The organism is Pseudonocardia sp. N23, assembly GCF_002583555.1.
GTDB lineage: Bacteria > Actinomycetota > Actinomycetes > Mycobacteriales > Pseudonocardiaceae > Pseudonocardia.
On sequence record NZ_BEGX01000004.1, the window covers coordinates 85,898 to 101,951 of the forward strand.

Sequence of the window (16,054 nt, forward strand, 5' to 3'; positions counted from 1 at the left end):
TCACCGCGGTGACCACGCCGATCCACGGCTCCCCGACCCGTGCGGCGTGCCCTCGGCGGCACCGCACGTCCACGGCGCGAACGCCTGCAGCGGGCTGCCGAGCGGCGCCTCTCCCCGGTGGACGAGCGGTTCGAGCCGAAGCCCGGCCGCGGTCTCGTTGCGGGTGCCCAGCCACAGGTCGATCAGCTGGTAGGCCTGCCCGGACAGGGTGACGACGGTGCGCCCCTGCCCGCCGCACGACGTCGCCGAGATCGCGCGCCGCCCCGACGGTGGCGCACCCCAGTCGGGGTTGGTGTTCGGCGGCGCGGTCCACGGCCCGTCGAGCGAGGACGCCGTGGCGTACCCGGTCGGTGAGCCGGCGCAGTAGCCGCAGTTGGGGTCGTTGTAGGTCATGATCCACGTGCCCGTGGCGGGATCCCGGTAGGCGCCGGGCGCCTCCGTGCGGGTCAGCCCCGCGAGGTTGCGTGCGCCGCCACCGGCGCCCGACGTGCCGGTCGCCGTCAGCCGTTCCGACGCGAGCGTCTGGTCGGCCATGGTGCACAGCAGCACCGGGGGTCGCGGGTCGTCGCGGACCAGCGAGAAGTCGCCGTTGTCGGTGCAGTCGTACAGCGCGGGCTTGGTCGTCGCGCGGCCCTCACCACCGCACGGACCCGTGGGTCCCGCGCACTCCATGGCGTAGTAGGCGTTGGCGCGGGTGCGGTTGAAGTCGTCGGGGGCGTTGAACCACAGGACCCAGGCGCCGTCGTCGGCGCCCCAGCCCGACCGGTGCAGCATCCGCGGGTTGAAGCAGCCGGCACCGGAGTCGCCACAGATCCGCTGCCACGTCAGACCCGAGTACGGGCTGACGTCGGTCGGGGCGAACAGCCGCTGCGGGACGGTCCACGGGCCGGCGAGGCTCGTCGCGCGGGAGACGCCGAAGCCGCACCACGGCGATGCGAGGCCCCACTCGAAGCCGCACCCGTACATCGTCCCGTAGAGCAGGTCGGCGCCACCGGACTGCAGCATCGTGCCGTCGTGCAGGTCGAGCCCGGCGATCGTGGCCCCGCGGGGAGGGGTCGTCGGCGGGGACGTCAGGGGCAGCGTCGTCAGGGGGCCCGGGGGCTCCGGGGGCGCGGCCGACGCCACGGGGGCCGCCGCCACGAACGCCGCCGCAGCCAGCGCGGCCACGAGCGCCGCGACCACGCGCCCGGCCACCGACGTGCCGCTCCACCCGCCGCCCATGCCCGACACCCTGGCAGCGCCGACGCCCTCGACCGCGTACCTCACCCGATCGAGGGCCCCGCCCGGGACCCCGGAGAACCGGGCGCGTCGCGGCGCGATCGGCTAGGAAGAGGACGTGACCGACGCCAGAGCAGCCGTCCTCACCGAGTACCGCGCCCCCTTCACGATCGAGACGTTCCCCCGCCCCGCCGCCGAACCGGGGGCGCTCGTCGTCGACATCGAGGCCGCCACCGTCTGCGGCTCCGACGTGCACGTGTGGGCCGGTGACCTCGAGGGACGGCTCCCGATCTCCCTGCCCCTGATCCTCGGCCACGAGATGGCCGGCCGGGTCACCGCGATCGGCCCGGGTGCCGACGTCGACAGCCTGGGCAACCCGGTCCGCATCGGCGACCGCGTCGTCTGGGCGCACACCCCGTGCGGGCGCTGCCGGCAGTGCACGCTCGACAAGGAGCCGACGCAGTGCCCGCAGCGCTACATCGGCTACATGGCCGACTGCAGCGTCCCGCCACACTTCACCGGCACCTTCGCCGAGGTCGCCTACGTCGTGCCGCGGGCGGGCAGGCTCGTGGTCCCCGACGGGGTCGAGAGCGCCTGGGCCGCCGCGGGCAGCTGCGCGGTCCGGACGGTCGTGCGGGCACTCGACGTCATGGGCCGGATCGACTTCACCGACACGGTGGTCGTCCAGGGCGCGGGCCCGGTCGGACTGTTCACGACGGCACTCGCGTCGCTGCACGGGCCACGGAAGCTGGTCGTCGTCGGCGGACCGGCCGACCGGCTCGCCGTCGCGTCCGAGTGGGGCGCCACCGACGTCGTGTCGATCGACGAGCACCCCGACCCGGCCGAGCGCGTCGGGATCGTGCGGGACCTGACCGGTGGCGGCCCGAGCGTCGCCTTCGAGATGGCGGGAGCGCCCGGAGCGGGCGCGGAAGGCGTCGACATGTTGGGACGCAACGGCCGCTACGTGCTGATGGGCACCCTCGGCGGGGAGAAGCAGCAGGTCGACGTCGCCCGGATCGTCGGGTACGGCCTGCGCATCCGCGGCACGATGAGCGGCGACATCGGCGACTATGCCGTCGCCCTCGACGCGCTGGACCGGTTCTCCGACCGCTTCGACTGGAACCGCGTCCTCGGCACCACGTACGGCCTGTCGCAGCTCGACCAGGCGATGGACGCCATGCGCGCCATGGCCGAGATCAAACCGGTGCTCGACCCGAGGATGCCGTGAGCGACCAGGGTTCCACCTTCGCCGGGCTCCGCGTCGTCGACTTCACCGCCATGATCGCCGGACCGTTCGCGGCGATGATCCTCGCCGACCAGGGCGCGGACGTCGTCAAGGTCGAACGCCCCGGTGGCGACGACTCACGCCGCCTCGCCCCCTTCGCCGACGACGGCATCTCCACGATCTTCACGACGTTCAACCGCAACAAGCGCAGCATCGTCCTCGATCTGACCACGTCCGCGGGGCGCGAGACGGCGCTGCGGCTGTGCGACGGTGCCGACGTCGTCATGGAGAGCTACCGGCCCGGCAAGTTCGACAAGCTCGGGCTGTCGTGGGAGGCGCTCTCGGCGCGCAACCCGCGGCTCGTGTACTGCTCGGTGTCGGCGTTCGGCCGCGGCCCGCTCGGCGCCGAGCTGCCCGGCTACGACCCCGTGGTGCAGGCCTTCACCGGCATCGTCGACGCCACCGGGCACCCCGGCGGGCCGTCGGCGCGGGTGCCGGCGTCGGTCGTCGACATCACGACGGGCATGTGGGCGGCGATGGGTGTCATGTCGGCGCTGGCCCGCCGCGAACGGACGGGCAGGGGCGAACGGGTCGAGGTCGCGCTCGTCGACTCCGGGTTCGCGCTGATGTGCCACCAGATGGTCAACCTTGTCGCGACGGGTCGCCCGCCGGTCAAGACCGGCGCCGTGACCCCGATGGCCGCCCCCTACGAGACGTTCCGCTCCGCCGACGGTGAGCTGATGGTCGCGGCGGGCAACGACGCGATCTTCCGACGTATGTGCACCGCCCTCGACGTCCCCGAGGTCGCCGACGACGCCCGTTTCGGGTCGGTCGCCGACCGCGTCGTGCACCGCGACGCCCTCCACACGCTGCTGGAGGCCCGCACCTCGCTGCACACCCGCCACGAGCTGGAGCTGCTGCTGGGCCAGGCCAAGGTTCCCGCGTCGGCGGTCAACCGGCTCGACGAGGCCCTCGCGGCGCCCGTCGCGCAGGAGCGCCGGATACTCGTCGACCCGGTCGACGCCCCCGAGGGTGCGCCCGCGCTGCCGCGGCTGCCGTTCCTGTCCCCCGACGTCGTGCTGCGCAACCCGCCTGCCCTCGGCGCACACACCGCGGAGGTGCTGGCCGAGCTCGAGCACTAGGCCGTCGCCGCGTCCAGGTACTGCAGCAGCTCGTGGGCGGCGAGCTCGATGTCCTTGTGCCGCCACTCCGCGGCCCGGTAGTGGCAGGCGATGATGCCCATCCGGTGGATGCGCCGGAAGTCGCCGAACACGAAGGCGTACCGCGCCTTCGTCTCCTCGGTGGCACCGTCGGTGAGACCGAGGTGCCAGTTCGCGTACTCGTCCCAGGAGTGCCGGTCGAGGTAGCCGTTCTCCTGCTCCGCGCCGGGCTGGACGTCGCCCCACCGGCTGGTCAGCACGTACTGCCGCTTGTCGATCAGCCGGCGCGCGTACGCGACGGCGTCAGGGTTGACCGTGTACGACGCCATCGCGCCATCCTCCCCCTCCCCCGTGAGTGGCAATGGAGCCGGCGGCCGTCGTCGTCGAGGCTCCGGACTTCGACCTCGCCCGCGCGCTGGTCTGCCGCGGCTCCGCCGCACAGCTGCGCTCGTGGACGACCCGCGGTCGTGAGCGGCGATGGTCGCTCCAGCGACTATCGTCGCTCACAGGCGGGTAGGGCGATCACCGTGGTCAGGCCGCCGCCGGGGGTGTCCTCGGCCGTCAGGGTGCCGCCCATCACCTCGGTGAGGCCGCGCGCGACCGACAGGCCCAGACCGACGCCGGTGCCCCGGTCGCCGAGGCGCTGGAAGGGTGTGAACAGCCGGTCGCGGGCGCGCTGCGGAACCCCGGGTCCGGAGTCGGCGACCCGCAGCTCGACGCGGTCGGCGTGCGCGCTCCCCCGCACCGCGACGGGCGCGCCGCCGCCGTGGCGCAGCGCGTTGTCGAGCAGGTTCGCGAGGACCCGTTCGAGCAGGCCGGGGTCGGCCCGGACGTCGGGCAGGTCCTCGGCGACGTCGATCGTCACGCGCCCGGCGTCGGCCAGCCCGAGCAGCGCACGGCCGACGATCTCGTCGCAGCCGACGGGGGCGAGCAGCGGCGTCACCGCACCGGCGGCCAGGCGCGAGGAGTCCAGCAGGTTGTCGACGAGCCCGGTGAGCCGGTCGGCGGACTCCTCGATCGTCGCGGCGAGCTCGGCGCGGTCGGCGTCCGACAGCGGCAGCGACGGGTCCCGCAGACTCCCGGCGGAGGCCTTGATCGAGGTCAGCGGGGTGCGCAGGTCGTGGCCCACCGCCGAGAGCAGCGCGCTGCGGGTCTCGTTGGCCTCGGCGCGGCGCTGGGCGTCGACGGCCTCGGCGGCGGCGCGCTGGCCGCGCAGCGCGAGCAGCGCCTGCCCGCCGACGGCCTCCAGCAGCCGACGGTCGTGCGCGGGCAGCGACCGGCCCGTCCCGACCAGGTGCAGTCCGGGTTCGACGGCCACGTCGACGTCGGCGTGCTCGGGGCGCGTGCACTCCATCGGCCCCGACACCGCGACCGGCGACCAGCCGTCGCCACGTTCCAGCAGCGCGACGCAGCGCAGCCCGAACGCCTCCCGCACCTTCTCCAGCAGCCGCGGCAACGGGTCGGCCCGGGTGAGGACCGTCCGCGCGAACGATGCCAGCAGCGCCGCCTCGGTGCGGGCCCGGGCGGCCTGCTCGCCGCGCCGCGCGGCCCGGTCGACGACGAGCGCGACGAGCACCGCGACCAGCAGCATCACGACGAGGGTGACGACGTTCCCGGTCTGCCCGATCGTCAGCGAGTACAGCGGCGGGGTCAGGAAGAAGTTCAGCAGCACCACACCCAGCACCGCGGCGACGAGCGCCGGTCCCAGCCCTCCGACGAGCGCGGCGACGACGGTCGCCAGGAAGAACAGGACGACGTCGGTGGACAGGCCGATGTCCAGCCCCACGCCGAGGCCGGTCGCCGCGACGGGCGCAAGCACGGACAGCACCCAGCCGAGCACGCGCCGGCCGTTGGGGAGGTTGCTGCGCAACGTGGGCAGCCGCAGCGCCGCGCCGGCGGCGTCGTGGGTGACCATGTGGACGTCGATCGTCCCGGACTCCTGCACGACCCGGGCGCCGATGCCGGGGTCGAACAGCCGGGCGAGCCTGGAGCGTCGCGACGTGCCGAGCACCAGCTGGGTGGCGTTGGCGCCGCGGGCGAACTCCAGCAGCGAGTCGGTGACCCCGGACGCCCCGGAGTCGCCGACGACGGTGTGGAACGAGGCGCCGACGTCGTCGGCGAGGGTGCGCAGCGCCGCAGTGGCGCCGACGGGGGCGCCGGCCAGCCCGTCGCCGCGCAGCACGTGGACCGCGAGCAGGTCGGCCTGTCCGGCGCGGGAGGCGATCCGGGCGGCACGGCGCAGCACCGTCTCGCTCTCGGGCCCGCCGGTGAGCGCGACGACGACGCGTTCGCGCGTCTCCCACGTCTCGCGGATGTGTTTGTCGGTGCGGTACCGGCGCAGGGCGACGTCGACCTCGTCGGCCACCCAGAGCAGGGCCAGCTCGCGCAGCGCGGTGAGGTTGCCGGGCTGGAACCAGTTGGCGAGGGCTGCGTCGATCTTGTCGGCCGCGTAGACGTTTCCGTGGGCGAGCCTGCGGCGCAACGCCTCCGGCGTGATGTCGACGAGCTCGATCTGCTCGGCACGGCGCACGAACCCGTCGGGCACGGTCTCGTGCTGGCGGACGCCGGTGATCCGGTGCACGACGTCCCCGAGCGACTCGAGGTGCTGCACGTTGACCGTGGACAGCACGTCGATGCCGGCGGCGAGGATCTCCTCGACGTCCTGCCATCGCTTGGGGTGGCGCGAGCCGGGGGCGTTGGTGTGGGCGAGCTCGTCGACCAGCACGACGTCGGGGCGGCGGGCGAGGACGGCGTCGACGTCGAGCTCGGCGGGGAGGTTCCCGCCGCGCGCGACCTCACGCCGCGGCAGCACCTCGAGACCGTCGAGCAGCTCGGCGGTCCGCGCCCTGCCGTGGGTCTCGACGAGCCCGACGACGACGTCGGTGCCGCGCTCACGTCGCCGCCGGGCTTCGCCGAGCATCGCGTACGTCTTGCCGACGCCGGGCGCGGCGCCGAGATGGATCCGCAGCTCACCGACGTTGCCCATCGTCCCTCCTAGCGGCCGGCCGCCTGCTGCACGGCCAGGTTGAGCTCGGTGACGTCCACCGTCGGCTCGCCCAGGAAGCCGATCGTCCTCCCGTCGGTCGCCCGGTCGACGAGCGCCCTGACCTGCGCGTCGGGCAGCCCCGTGACGCGGGCGACCCGCGCCGCCTGCAACGCCGCGTAGGCCGGGCTGATGTCGGGGTCGAGCCCCGAGGCCGACGCGGTGACGGCGTCGGTGGGGACGGCGGCGGGCGCGACCCCTTCGCGCGCGGCGACGGCCGCGCGGCGTTGCGCGACGGCGTCGAGCAGGTCGGTCGAGTCGCCCGCCTCGTTCGACCCACCGGAAGTCGTGGTGTCGGCCGGGCCGAGCACCCCGGCGGCCGATGCGGCGGGCCTCGTGTGGAAGAAGGGGTCGGCGGCGGGATCGGCCGCGACGGGGTCGACCCCGATGACCGAGGAGCCCTCCGCCGACCCCTCCGCCGACAACGACAGTCCCGGGAGCCGGGACACCCCCCAGACCGCGAGCGGGTACACGATCCCGCACACGACGGTGAGCACGATCAGCAGCCGCAGACCGGTTGCGGTCTGGCGTCGCAGTGTGGAGAGCACGTCACATCCCCGGGATCAGTCGGACCAGCAGGTCGACGAGCCAGATGCCCACGAACGGCGTGACGACGCCGCCGAGGCCGTACACGAGCAGGTTGCGCCGCAGCAGCTCCGCGGCCGACGTCGGCCGGTAGCGGACGCCCCGCAGGGCCAGCGGGATGAGCACGACGATGACCAGCGCGTTGAAGACCACCGCCGACAGGATCGCCGACTGCGGCGAATGCAGCCCCATCACGTTCAGCAGCCCCAGCGACGGGTGGAGCGCGGCGAACATCGCGGGCAGGATCGCGAAGTACTTGGCCAGGTCGTTGGCCACGGAGAACGTCGTCAGCGCGCCCCGGGTGATCAGCAGCTGCTTGCCGATCTCGACGATCTCGACCAGCTTCGTCGGGTCCGAGTCGAGGTCGACCATGTTGCCGGCCTCCTTGGCCGCGGCGGTGCCCGTGTTCATCGCGACGCCGACGTCGGCCTGGGCGAGCGCGGGCGCGTCGTTGGTGCCGTCTCCGGTCATCGCGACGAGCCGCCCGCCCTCCTGCTCCTTCCTGATGTAGGCGAGCTTGTCCTCGGGGGTGGCCTCGGCGATGTGGTCGTCGACGCCGGCCCGCGCGGCGACCGCGCGCGCGGTGCGGGGGTTGTCCCCGGTGACCATCACGGTGCGGATCCCCATGGCGCGCAACGCCGCGAACCGTTCCGCGATGCCCGGTTTGACGACGTCGGACAGCCGGATCACGCCGAGCACCCGGTCGTCGTCGGTGACGACGAGCGGGGTCCCGCCGTCGTCCGAGATCGCGTCGACGATCTCCTCGGCGCCGCCGGGCATCGACGCCGCCGCGCCCTTGCGGATCCGCCGGCCCGCCAGGTCGATCCCCGACATCCGGGTCTGCGCGGTGAAGGGCACGAACTCCGCCCGGGCCTCCTCCGCGGTGGCCTCGGGGGCGAGGCCGTGCTCGCGGGCGCAGAGGTCGACGACGCTGCGCCCCTCCGGGGTCCGGTCGGCCAGGCTCGACAGCCGGGCCGCCGCGGCGAGCTCACGCAGGGAGGCGTCCCCGGCCGGGATCAGCTCGGTGGCCCGGCGGTTGCCGAAGGTGATCGTGCCGGTCTTGTCGAGGAGCAGCGTGTCGATGTCCCCGGCCGCCTCGACGGCACGCCCGGACGTGGCGAGGACGTTGCGCTGCACGAGCCGGTCCATCCCGGCGATGCCGATGGCCGAGAGCAGCGCGCCGATCGTCGTCGGGATCAGGCAGACCAGCAGCGCCACGAGCACGACCATCGGCTGCAGCCCGCCGGCGTAGGCCGCCATCGGCTGCAGCGCGACGACCGCCAGCAGGAAGATGATCGTCAGGGCCGCCAGCAGGATCGTCAACGCGATCTCGTTGGGCGTCTTCTGCCGCGACGCCCCCTCGACCAGCGCGATCATCCGGTCGACGAACGACTCCCCCGGGGTCGTCCTGATCTCGACGACGATCCGGTCCGACAGCACGGTCGTGCCGCCGGTGACGCTCGACCGGTCCCCGCCGGCCTCGCGCACCACGGGGGCGGACTCGCCGGTGATCGCGGACTCGTCGACCGTCGCGATGCCCTCGACGACGTCGCCGTCGCCGGGGATCGTCTCCCCCGCGCCGACGACGACGCGGTCGCCGATCCTCAGCTCGGCGGCGGAGACCACCCTCCCCGACAGCAGGTGCGCGACGGTGTCGCGGCGGCTGCGGCGCAACGTCTCCGCCTGCGCCTTGCCCCGGCCCTCCGCGACCGCCTCGGCGAGGTTCGCGAACAGCACAGTGATCCACAGCCAGATCGTGACGAGCCACCCGAACAGGCTCGGCGACACGATCGCCGACACGGTGGTGACCAGCGAGCCGACCCACACCACGAACATCACCGGGTTGCGAAGCTGGGTGCGCGGGTCGAGCTTGCGCAACGCCTCCGGCAGCGAGGTCCACAGCTGCCCTGGCCGGAACGCCCCGGCGCGCACGGGTTCGGTGGCGGCGACCGGGTGGTCGTCGACGAGCGTCATGACAGTGCCTCCGCGAGCGGGCCCAGCGCGAGCGCCGGGAAGAAGGTGAGTGCGGCGACGAGCAGCACCGATCCACCGACGAGCACGCCGAACAGCGGCTTGTCCGTCGGCAGGGTCCCGGCGGTGGGTTCGGCGCGGCGTTGCGCGGCGAGCGACCCGGCCAGCGCCAGCACCGCGAGGATCGGCACGAACCGGCCGAGCAGCATCGCCACACCGAGCGTCGACTGGAAGAAGTCGCTGGTCACGGTGATGCCGGCGAAGGCGCTGCCGTTGTTGTTCGCGGCGCTCGCGTAGGCGTAGAGGACCTCGGAGAAGCCGTGCGCGCCGTCGTTGCCGAGGGCGTCGGCGGTACCGGGCAGCGCGATCGCCAGACCCGCGCCGAGCAGCACGACGGCCGGCATCACCAGTATCGACACCGCCGCGGCGGTGACCTGCACCCGGCCGAGCTTCTTGCCCAGGTACTCCGGCGTGCGCCCGACCATGAGCCCGGCCAGGAAGACGGCGACGACCGCGAGCACGAGGATGCCGTAGAGCCCGCTGCCGACGCCGCCGGGCGCGACCTCGCCGAGCAGCATCGCGAGCAGCGCCGCCCCGCCCCCGCCGCCGGTCCACGAGTCGTGCATCGAGTTGACCGCGCCCGTCGACGTGCCCGTCGTCGAGATGCCGAACAGCACCGACGACGGGATGCCGAACCGGACCTCCTTGCCCTCCATCGCGCCGCCCGCGGCGAGCGCGGCCGGGCCGTTCGGGTGGGTCTCGGCGAACCAGGCGACGGCCAGCAGTGCGCCCCACAGCACGCCCATCACCGAGAGCAGGATCGCGCCCTGGCGCGGGTTGCCCACCATGGTCCCGAACGTGCGGGTGAGGCAGACCGGGACCACGAGCATCAGGAAGATCTGGAAGAGGTTCGAGACCGCGCCCGGGTTCTCGAACGGGTGGGCGGAGTTGGCGTTGAAGATGCCCCCGCCGTTGGTGCCCAGCTGCTTGACCGCCTCCTGCGAGGCGGTCGGAGCGAGCGGCAGCGTGTGGGTGGCGCCGTCGACGCCGGTCATGTCGACGCCCGACCGCAGCGACATCGTCACGCCCATGACGAGCAGCAGGATGGCCGCGACGAACGCCAGGGGCAGCAGGATGCGCACCGTGGCGCGGGTGAGGTCCACCCACACGTTGCCGATCCGGTCGGTCCCGGCGCGGACGAACCCGCGGACCAGTGCGACCGCGACCGCGATCCCGACCGCTGCCGACAGCACGTTCTGCACGGTCAGCCCGGCCATCTGCACGGTGTTGCCCAGCGTCTGCTCGGGCACGTAGGACTGCCAGTTCGTGTTGGTGACGAACGAGACCGCCGTGTTGAACGCGGTCGCGGGCGGCACCGGGCCACGGCCGAAGCTCGCCGGCAGCAGCGGCTGGAGCCGTTGCAGCAGGTAGAGCAGCACGACCGACACGAACGAGAACCCCAGCACCCCGGCGGCGTAGGTGGGCCAGCGCTGGCCGCCCGCGGGGTCGACGCGCACGAGCCGGTACAGCGCCGTCTCGACCCGCCAGTGCCGCTCCACGGTGAAGACGCGGGCCATGTGGTCACCGAGCGGGACGTAGCAGGCCGCGAGCAGGACCAGCAGGAACGCGACCTGGACCAGGCCCGCGAGGGTGTCGTTCATCAGAACTTCTCCGGCCGCAGCAGGGCGACCGTCAGGTAGACCAGCAGCGCCAGGGCGACGAGGCCACCGAGCACGTTGGTCACGACGTCGGCGGTGCTCACAGGCGCTCCAGCCCGCGCAGGCACAGCACCAGCGCACCGAAGACGCCCACCAGCGCCAGCGCGTACAGCAGATCGGCCACCGAAACCCACTCCCGGGTCCGTGCCGCCGGGCTCTCCGGCGGACCGGGGTGAGTCTGCGAGCGGGGCGCGCCGGGAGCCGTGAACCCAACGCGTCCTTGACGCCACGACCTCGCGTCTTGACGCGATCCCTACGCCCCGGAGACGCCCGTCACCGGCACACGGCCTGCTGCGCGTCCGCCCGGCGGCGGGATCACCGGCCGAGGCGGCCGAGGCGGCCGAGGCGGCCGAGGCTGGCTCAGAGGGCGCCGACGATCGCGGCGGTCACGTCGGTCGTGCTCGCGGTGCCGCCGACGTCGCGGGTGCGGGTCCCGGCGGCGAGCGTGGCGTCGACGGCCGAGCGGACCCGGCGGGCGGCGTCGGTGCAGCGGCTGTCCTCGTGCCGGTCGCCGAGCCAGTCGAGCATCATCGCGACCGAGAGGACCATCCCGACGGGGTTGGCGAGGTCGCGGCCCGCGATGTCGGGGGCGGTCCCGTGGCAGGGCTGGAAGACGGCGTGCTCGCGGCCGATGTCGGCCGAGGGCGCCAGCCCCAGGCCGCCGGTGATGCCCGCGGCGAGGTCGGACACGATGTCGCCGAACATGTTCTCCATGACGACGACGTCGAACCGCTCGGGTTCGCGGACCATCATCATGACCCCGGCGTCGACGTAGACGTGTTCGGTCTCGATGTCGGGGTGGCGCTCGGCGACCTCGTCGAAGATGCGCCGCAGGAAGGCCTGGCTCTTGAGCACGTTGGCCTTGTCGAACAGTGTGACCCTGCCGGGTCCGCCCGCGCGGCGGCGGGCGGCGGCGAGGCCGAACGAGACGTCGAACAGCGTCTCGCTGGCCTCGCGGGTGATCGTCATGCGGTCGTGCTCGACGTCGGGGTCGGCCGACGGTGGGTCGTTCCGGCCGGCGAACAGGCCTTCGGTGCTTTCCCGCACCGTGACGAAGTCGATGTGCGGTGCATACAAGACCCGGTCGATCCCGGGGAGCAGCGTGGCCGGCCGCACGCCCGCGACGAGACCGAAGCGCTCCCGCAGGTCGAGCTGTGGGGCGATCTCGGTGCCGTCCTCGCGGCGGACGTCGGGCAGCCCCATCGCCCCGAAGAGCACCGCGTCGGCCTGCCCGGCCGCGGCGAGCACGGACTCGGCGATCGCCACACCGGTCTTCGCGAATGCGCCCGCACCGGCCTCGTGGAACGCGAGGTCGACGCGGAGGCCGAGCGGCTCGGCGACGGCCCGCAGCACGGCGACGCCGGAGTCCATGACCTCGACACCGATGCCGTCCCCGGGAAGAACGACGACGTCATAGGCGGCGGGGGCGGGCGGCACAGCCATGCGAGACTCCGTTCACGGGGGACGCGCGCGGCGGTGACCCGAACGGGCGCGCGGCAAGAGAGCCCGCGAATTGTATGCAGTCAGCTCGCTTCGACGGAAGGCGCCGCCGTCGACCCGAAGATCTCGTCACGCCCCTCGAGCAGCCGCGACTTCGCGGAGTACACGTGGGCGAGCATGACCGACTCGGCCCACTCGGGGCTGCGCGCCCGGAACGCCGCGATGATCTCGCGATGGTGGCGGTTGCTGCGCTGCTGGTCCTCGAGGGTGTAGTCGTGCACCGTCCGCAGCATCAGCGGGCCGATGACGACGCTGCCGCGCACCGCCGCGAAGATCTCGCCGCCGGCGGCGCGGGCGATGGAGCCGTGGAACTCGCGGTTGAAGGCCGCGGTCAGGTCGATGAGCTCGGGATCACCGAGCGGGAGCGCGGCGGCACTGCGCTCGACGTCGTCGCACAGGCCGGCGAGCCGCTCGATCTCGGCATCGGACATGGTGAGCGCGGCGCGGCGGACGAAGAAGCCCTCGACGACGGCCCGCAGGTCGTAGATCGCGGCGATGTCGAGCGAGCGCCAGTCGACGACGCGGGCGCCCCGGTGCGGCAGGGCCTCGATGAGCCCCTCGGACTGGAGGCGGCGCAACGCCTCACGGACCGGGGTGCGGGACAGGCCGTAGCGCTCGGCCATGTTGGCCTCGCCCAGCCGGGACCCGCCTTCCAGCTCGCCGGACATGATGTCCGCCCGGATCATGCGGTACGCCCGGTCGGCCGCCCGTTCGTTACTCGACGTCACCCGGCGAGACGGTACAGGCCCGGACGACCCACGCCACCCACTCGGGCTCCGGAAACGCAAAAACAACCGAACTTTGTGCACAGTTCACGACGCACGCTCCATGCGACTGTTTCCGGTGCGTTACCGATCGCTGGCACTACTTGCTGCGGATTCGGGGCCAGGAACGGCCTTCCGGCCGTTGACGCCACAACCGCGAGTTGCATACAGTTTGCTTCGGCCGCGCCGCCTCGGCGGCCCCCGCGACAAGAGGAGGTCGGGCGTGCAGATCCCCGATGACCGCGCACCGCTCGGCGGTCCGGAGGGCTGGGACACCGCACACGCACGGTACGAGGAGATCGACGATCGCGTGCGCGCCGTCATCACCTGGGTGGACTCGTCGCGTGCCGACGCCGTCGCCGCGGCCGAGCGCCGGGCCGCAGGCCGGTCCCTCGGCCCGCTCGACGGCGTGCTGGTGGCGCTGAAGGACAACATCGACGTCGCCGGGGTCCGCACCACCGCCGGTGCCTCGTTCCTGGCCGACAACGTCGCCACCGCGGACGCGACCGTCGTCCGGCGGCTACGAGCCGCGGGTGCGGTCGTCAACGCCAAGCTCAACATGGCCGAGCTGGCGTGGGGCGCGACGACCCAGAACATCACCTACGGCGCCTGCCGCAACCCGTGGGACCTCGACCGCATCCCCGGCGGGTCCAGCGGCGGCTCCGGGGCAGCGCTCGCCGCCGGCTACTGCGACCTCGCGCTCGGCACCGACACCGGTGCCTCCGTGCGCATCCCCGCCGCGCTCAACGGTGTCGTCGGCCTGCGGCCCAGCGTCGGCAGCATCTCGATCGGTGGTGTGCTGCCCGCAGCGAAGACGCAGGACACCGTCGGCCCGATGGCCCGCCACGCCGTCGACGCCGCCCGGCTGACCGAGGCCCTCACCGGGTTCGACCCTGCCGACCCGTACTCCGTCGTGTCGACGGGCGCCCCCGCGACCTCTGCGATCGGCAAGCCCCTCGACGGGCTCACCGTCGGCGTCGCCCGCTCCTTCTTCTTCGACGACCTCGACGACGGCGTCGGCGAGCGCATCGAGACGTTCCTCGGCTGGCTGTCCGACCAGGGCACCACGACCACGGACGTCCCCGACTTCGGGGCGACCGGCGCGCACGAGCACTGGACCCGCATCGTCGGCAGCGAGGGTGCGTCGTTCCACCAGGAGCGCCTGCTCGCCCACCCCGACCACTTCTCACCCGACGTGTTCGCCCGCGTCTCCGCGGGCCTCGACGTCCCCGCCGTCGACCTCGTCCGCTCGCTGGCGTTCCGGGCCGAGTACCGCACCCGGCTCGCACAGGTGTTCGCCGGTCTCGACGTCATCGTCACCCCCGTCGTCCCCGTCGACGTCCCGATGGCCGGCGGCCCCGACTCCCGCGCGCAGACGATGCAGCTGGGCCGGGTGACCTACCCGTGGGCTCTTCACGACGGCCCGACGCTGAGCCTGCCGATCGGGTTCCACCCCCGCAGTGGCCTGCCGGTCGGGATCGCCGTCACCGCGCCGCGCTTCGGCGAGGCCGTCCTGTTCCAGATCGCGTGCGCGTACCAGGACGTCACCGACTGGCACACCGCCCGCGCCGCCGTCCCCGCCAGCTGAAGCCCACGCCCGCCCTCGGGCAGACCGGAAGGTTGTCATGACAGAGCACACCGTCGACGTCTCGGCGCTCTCGCCCGTCGAGAAGGGCCGCGGCGCGCTCGAGGGCCTGCGAGTCCTCGACCTGGCCACGATGATGGCCGCTCCGTGGGCCGCGACGTACCTCGCCGACTACGGCGCCGATGTCGTGAAGGCGGAGCTGCCCGGCACCGGTGACCCGGTCCGCAAGTGGGGCACCCAGTTCGAGGGCGTCTCGCTGGCGTGGAAGACGCTGGCACGCAACAAGCGGCTCATCACGCTGGCGCTGAACAAGCCCGAGGGCCAGGAGATCGTGCGGCGGCTGGTCCCGGAGTTCGACATCGTCATCGAGAACTTCCGGCCCGGTGTCATGGAGCGCTGGGGGCTGGGTCCCGAGGTCCTCCAGGAGATCAACCCGAAGCTGATCATCCTGCGCACGTCGGGCTACGGCCAGACCGGCCCGTTCGCCGAGCGCCCCGGCTTCGGCACGCTGGCCGAGGGATTCTCCGGCCTGGCCTACATCACCGGTGCCGACGACCGCCCGCCGTCGATCGCCGGCTACCCGCTGGCCGACGGCGTCGCCGCGCTGACCGGCGCGATGGCCGTCCTCGCGGCCGTGTACCACCGCGACGTCAACGGCGGCAAGGGCCAGGTCATCGACAACGCGATCACCGAGGCGACCTACCGGCTCATCGACTACACGATGCTGGACTGGGAGAAGCGCGGCGTCATCCGCCAGCGCTCGGGCAACCGGCTCGCCGACCTCGCCCCGCGCAACACCTACCAGTGCTCGGACGGGCACTGGATCTCGATCTCCGGCGGCACCCAGGCCATCGTGGAGCGCATGTTCCACGTCATGGGTCGCCCGGAGCTCATCACCGACCCCCGGTTCCTCGACAACGAGACGCGGCTGCGCAACGTGGCCGACCTCGACGAGGCCATCGCCGACTGGTGCGCCAAGCACCCGCAGGACGAGGCGCTGCGCCTGTTCGAGGAGTCGCGTGTCGCCGCGGCGGCCGTTCACGACATCAGCCAGGTCGCCGAGCACCCGCATTTCAAGGCGCGCGAGCTGCTGCAGCGCATCGACGACCCACAGTTGGGCCCGACGTCGGTGACGCACGTGCACCCGCGGCTGTCGGAGACCCCGGGCGGGGTCAGCCACCTCGGTGGCGAGATGGGGCAGGACAACGAGAGCTTCTACCTCGACGAGGTGGGGCTGTCGCAGGAGGAGTTCCAGAAGCTCAAGGACGTCGGGGCCATCTGAGCC

13 protein-coding genes are annotated in these 16,054 nt (G+C 73.2%); 4 read left to right on the plus strand and 9 right to left on the minus strand.

All coding sequences use genetic code 11. The features are described 5' to 3' along the window. Complete coding sequence (locus TOK_RS02300) at nt 1-1,266, minus strand: hypothetical protein (protein ID WP_098956092.1); 1,266 nt, start codon at nt 1,264-1,266, stop codon at nt 1-3. Nucleotides 1,267-1,336: 70 nt separating this feature from the next. On the opposite strand from TOK_RS02300, the gene TOK_RS02305 reads away from it, so the two are divergent. After that, entirely contained in the window at nt 1,337-2,446 is a 1,110-nt protein-coding gene (locus TOK_RS02305; protein WP_098956093.1) for a zinc-binding dehydrogenase, read from the plus strand. After that, complete coding sequence (locus TOK_RS02310) at nt 2,443-3,585, plus strand: CaiB/BaiF CoA-transferase family protein (protein ID WP_098956094.1); 1,143 nt, start codon at nt 2,443-2,445, stop codon at nt 3,583-3,585. Before TOK_RS02305 ends, TOK_RS02310 begins: the two co-directional genes overlap by 4 nt. On the opposite strand, the gene TOK_RS02315 is transcribed toward TOK_RS02310, so the two are convergent. The 8 genes from TOK_RS02315 to TOK_RS02350 form a co-directional block, all read right to left on the minus strand. After that, on the minus strand, nt 3,582-3,932 hold the full coding sequence (locus TOK_RS02315) for a hypothetical protein (protein WP_098956095.1): 351 nt from the start codon (nt 3,930-3,932) through the stop codon (nt 3,582-3,584). The two genes, TOK_RS02310 and TOK_RS02315, sit on opposite strands and share 4 nt — an antisense overlap. A 164-nt stretch (nt 3,933-4,096) precedes the next feature. Then, a complete protein-coding gene (locus tag TOK_RS02320; RefSeq protein WP_098956096.1) occupies nt 4,097-6,589 on the minus strand; it encodes a DUF4118 domain-containing protein in 2,493 nt (830 codons plus the stop codon). Nucleotides 6,590-6,597: 8 nt separating this feature from the next. Continuing rightward, on the minus strand, nt 6,598-7,194 hold the full coding sequence (locus tag TOK_RS02325) for a potassium-transporting ATPase subunit C (protein ID WP_098956097.1): 597 nt from the start codon (nt 7,192-7,194) through the stop codon (nt 6,598-6,600). 1 nt (nt 7,195) lies between these two features. Further along, nucleotides 7,196-9,205 carry a potassium-transporting ATPase subunit KdpB gene (gene kdpB, locus TOK_RS02330; protein ID WP_098956098.1) on the minus strand — a complete coding sequence of 670 codons (2,010 nt, stop codon included), beginning with the start codon at nt 9,203-9,205 and terminating at the stop codon, nt 7,196-7,198. Next, nucleotides 9,202-10,863: a potassium-transporting ATPase subunit KdpA gene (gene kdpA, locus TOK_RS02335; protein WP_098956099.1), complete on the minus strand. Its 1,662-nt coding sequence runs from the start codon at nt 10,861-10,863 to the stop codon at nt 9,202-9,204. Before kdpA ends, kdpB begins: the two co-directional genes overlap by 4 nt. Further along, entirely contained in the window at nt 10,863-10,964 is a 102-nt protein-coding gene (kdpF, locus tag TOK_RS31465) for a K(+)-transporting ATPase subunit F (RefSeq protein ID WP_141566241.1), read from the minus strand. The genes kdpA and kdpF overlap by 1 nt, the downstream gene beginning before the upstream one ends. A gap of 316 nt (nt 10,965-11,280) precedes the next feature. Continuing rightward, nucleotides 11,281-12,363 (minus strand): isocitrate/isopropylmalate dehydrogenase family protein, encoded by a 1,083-nt coding sequence (locus tag TOK_RS02345; protein WP_098956101.1) that lies wholly within the window; start codon nt 12,361-12,363, stop codon nt 11,281-11,283. 80 nt (nt 12,364-12,443) lie between these two features. After that, nucleotides 12,444-13,148: a GntR family transcriptional regulator gene (locus tag TOK_RS02350; protein WP_172457362.1), complete on the minus strand. Its 705-nt coding sequence runs from the start codon at nt 13,146-13,148 to the stop codon at nt 12,444-12,446. A 259-nt stretch (nt 13,149-13,407) separates the two neighbouring features. On the opposite strand from TOK_RS02350, the gene TOK_RS02355 reads away from it, so the two are divergent. Together TOK_RS02355 and TOK_RS02360 are read left to right on the plus strand one after the other, a co-directional pair. Beyond that, on the plus strand, nt 13,408-14,772 hold the full coding sequence (locus TOK_RS02355; protein WP_172457363.1) for an amidase: 1,365 nt from the start codon (nt 13,408-13,410) through the stop codon (nt 14,770-14,772). Nucleotides 14,773-14,809: 37 nt separating this feature from the next. Next, on the plus strand, nt 14,810-16,051 hold the full coding sequence (locus TOK_RS02360) for a CaiB/BaiF CoA-transferase family protein (RefSeq protein ID WP_098956104.1): 1,242 nt from the start codon (nt 14,810-14,812) through the stop codon (nt 16,049-16,051). Nucleotides 16,052-16,054 lie beyond the last annotated feature (3 nt).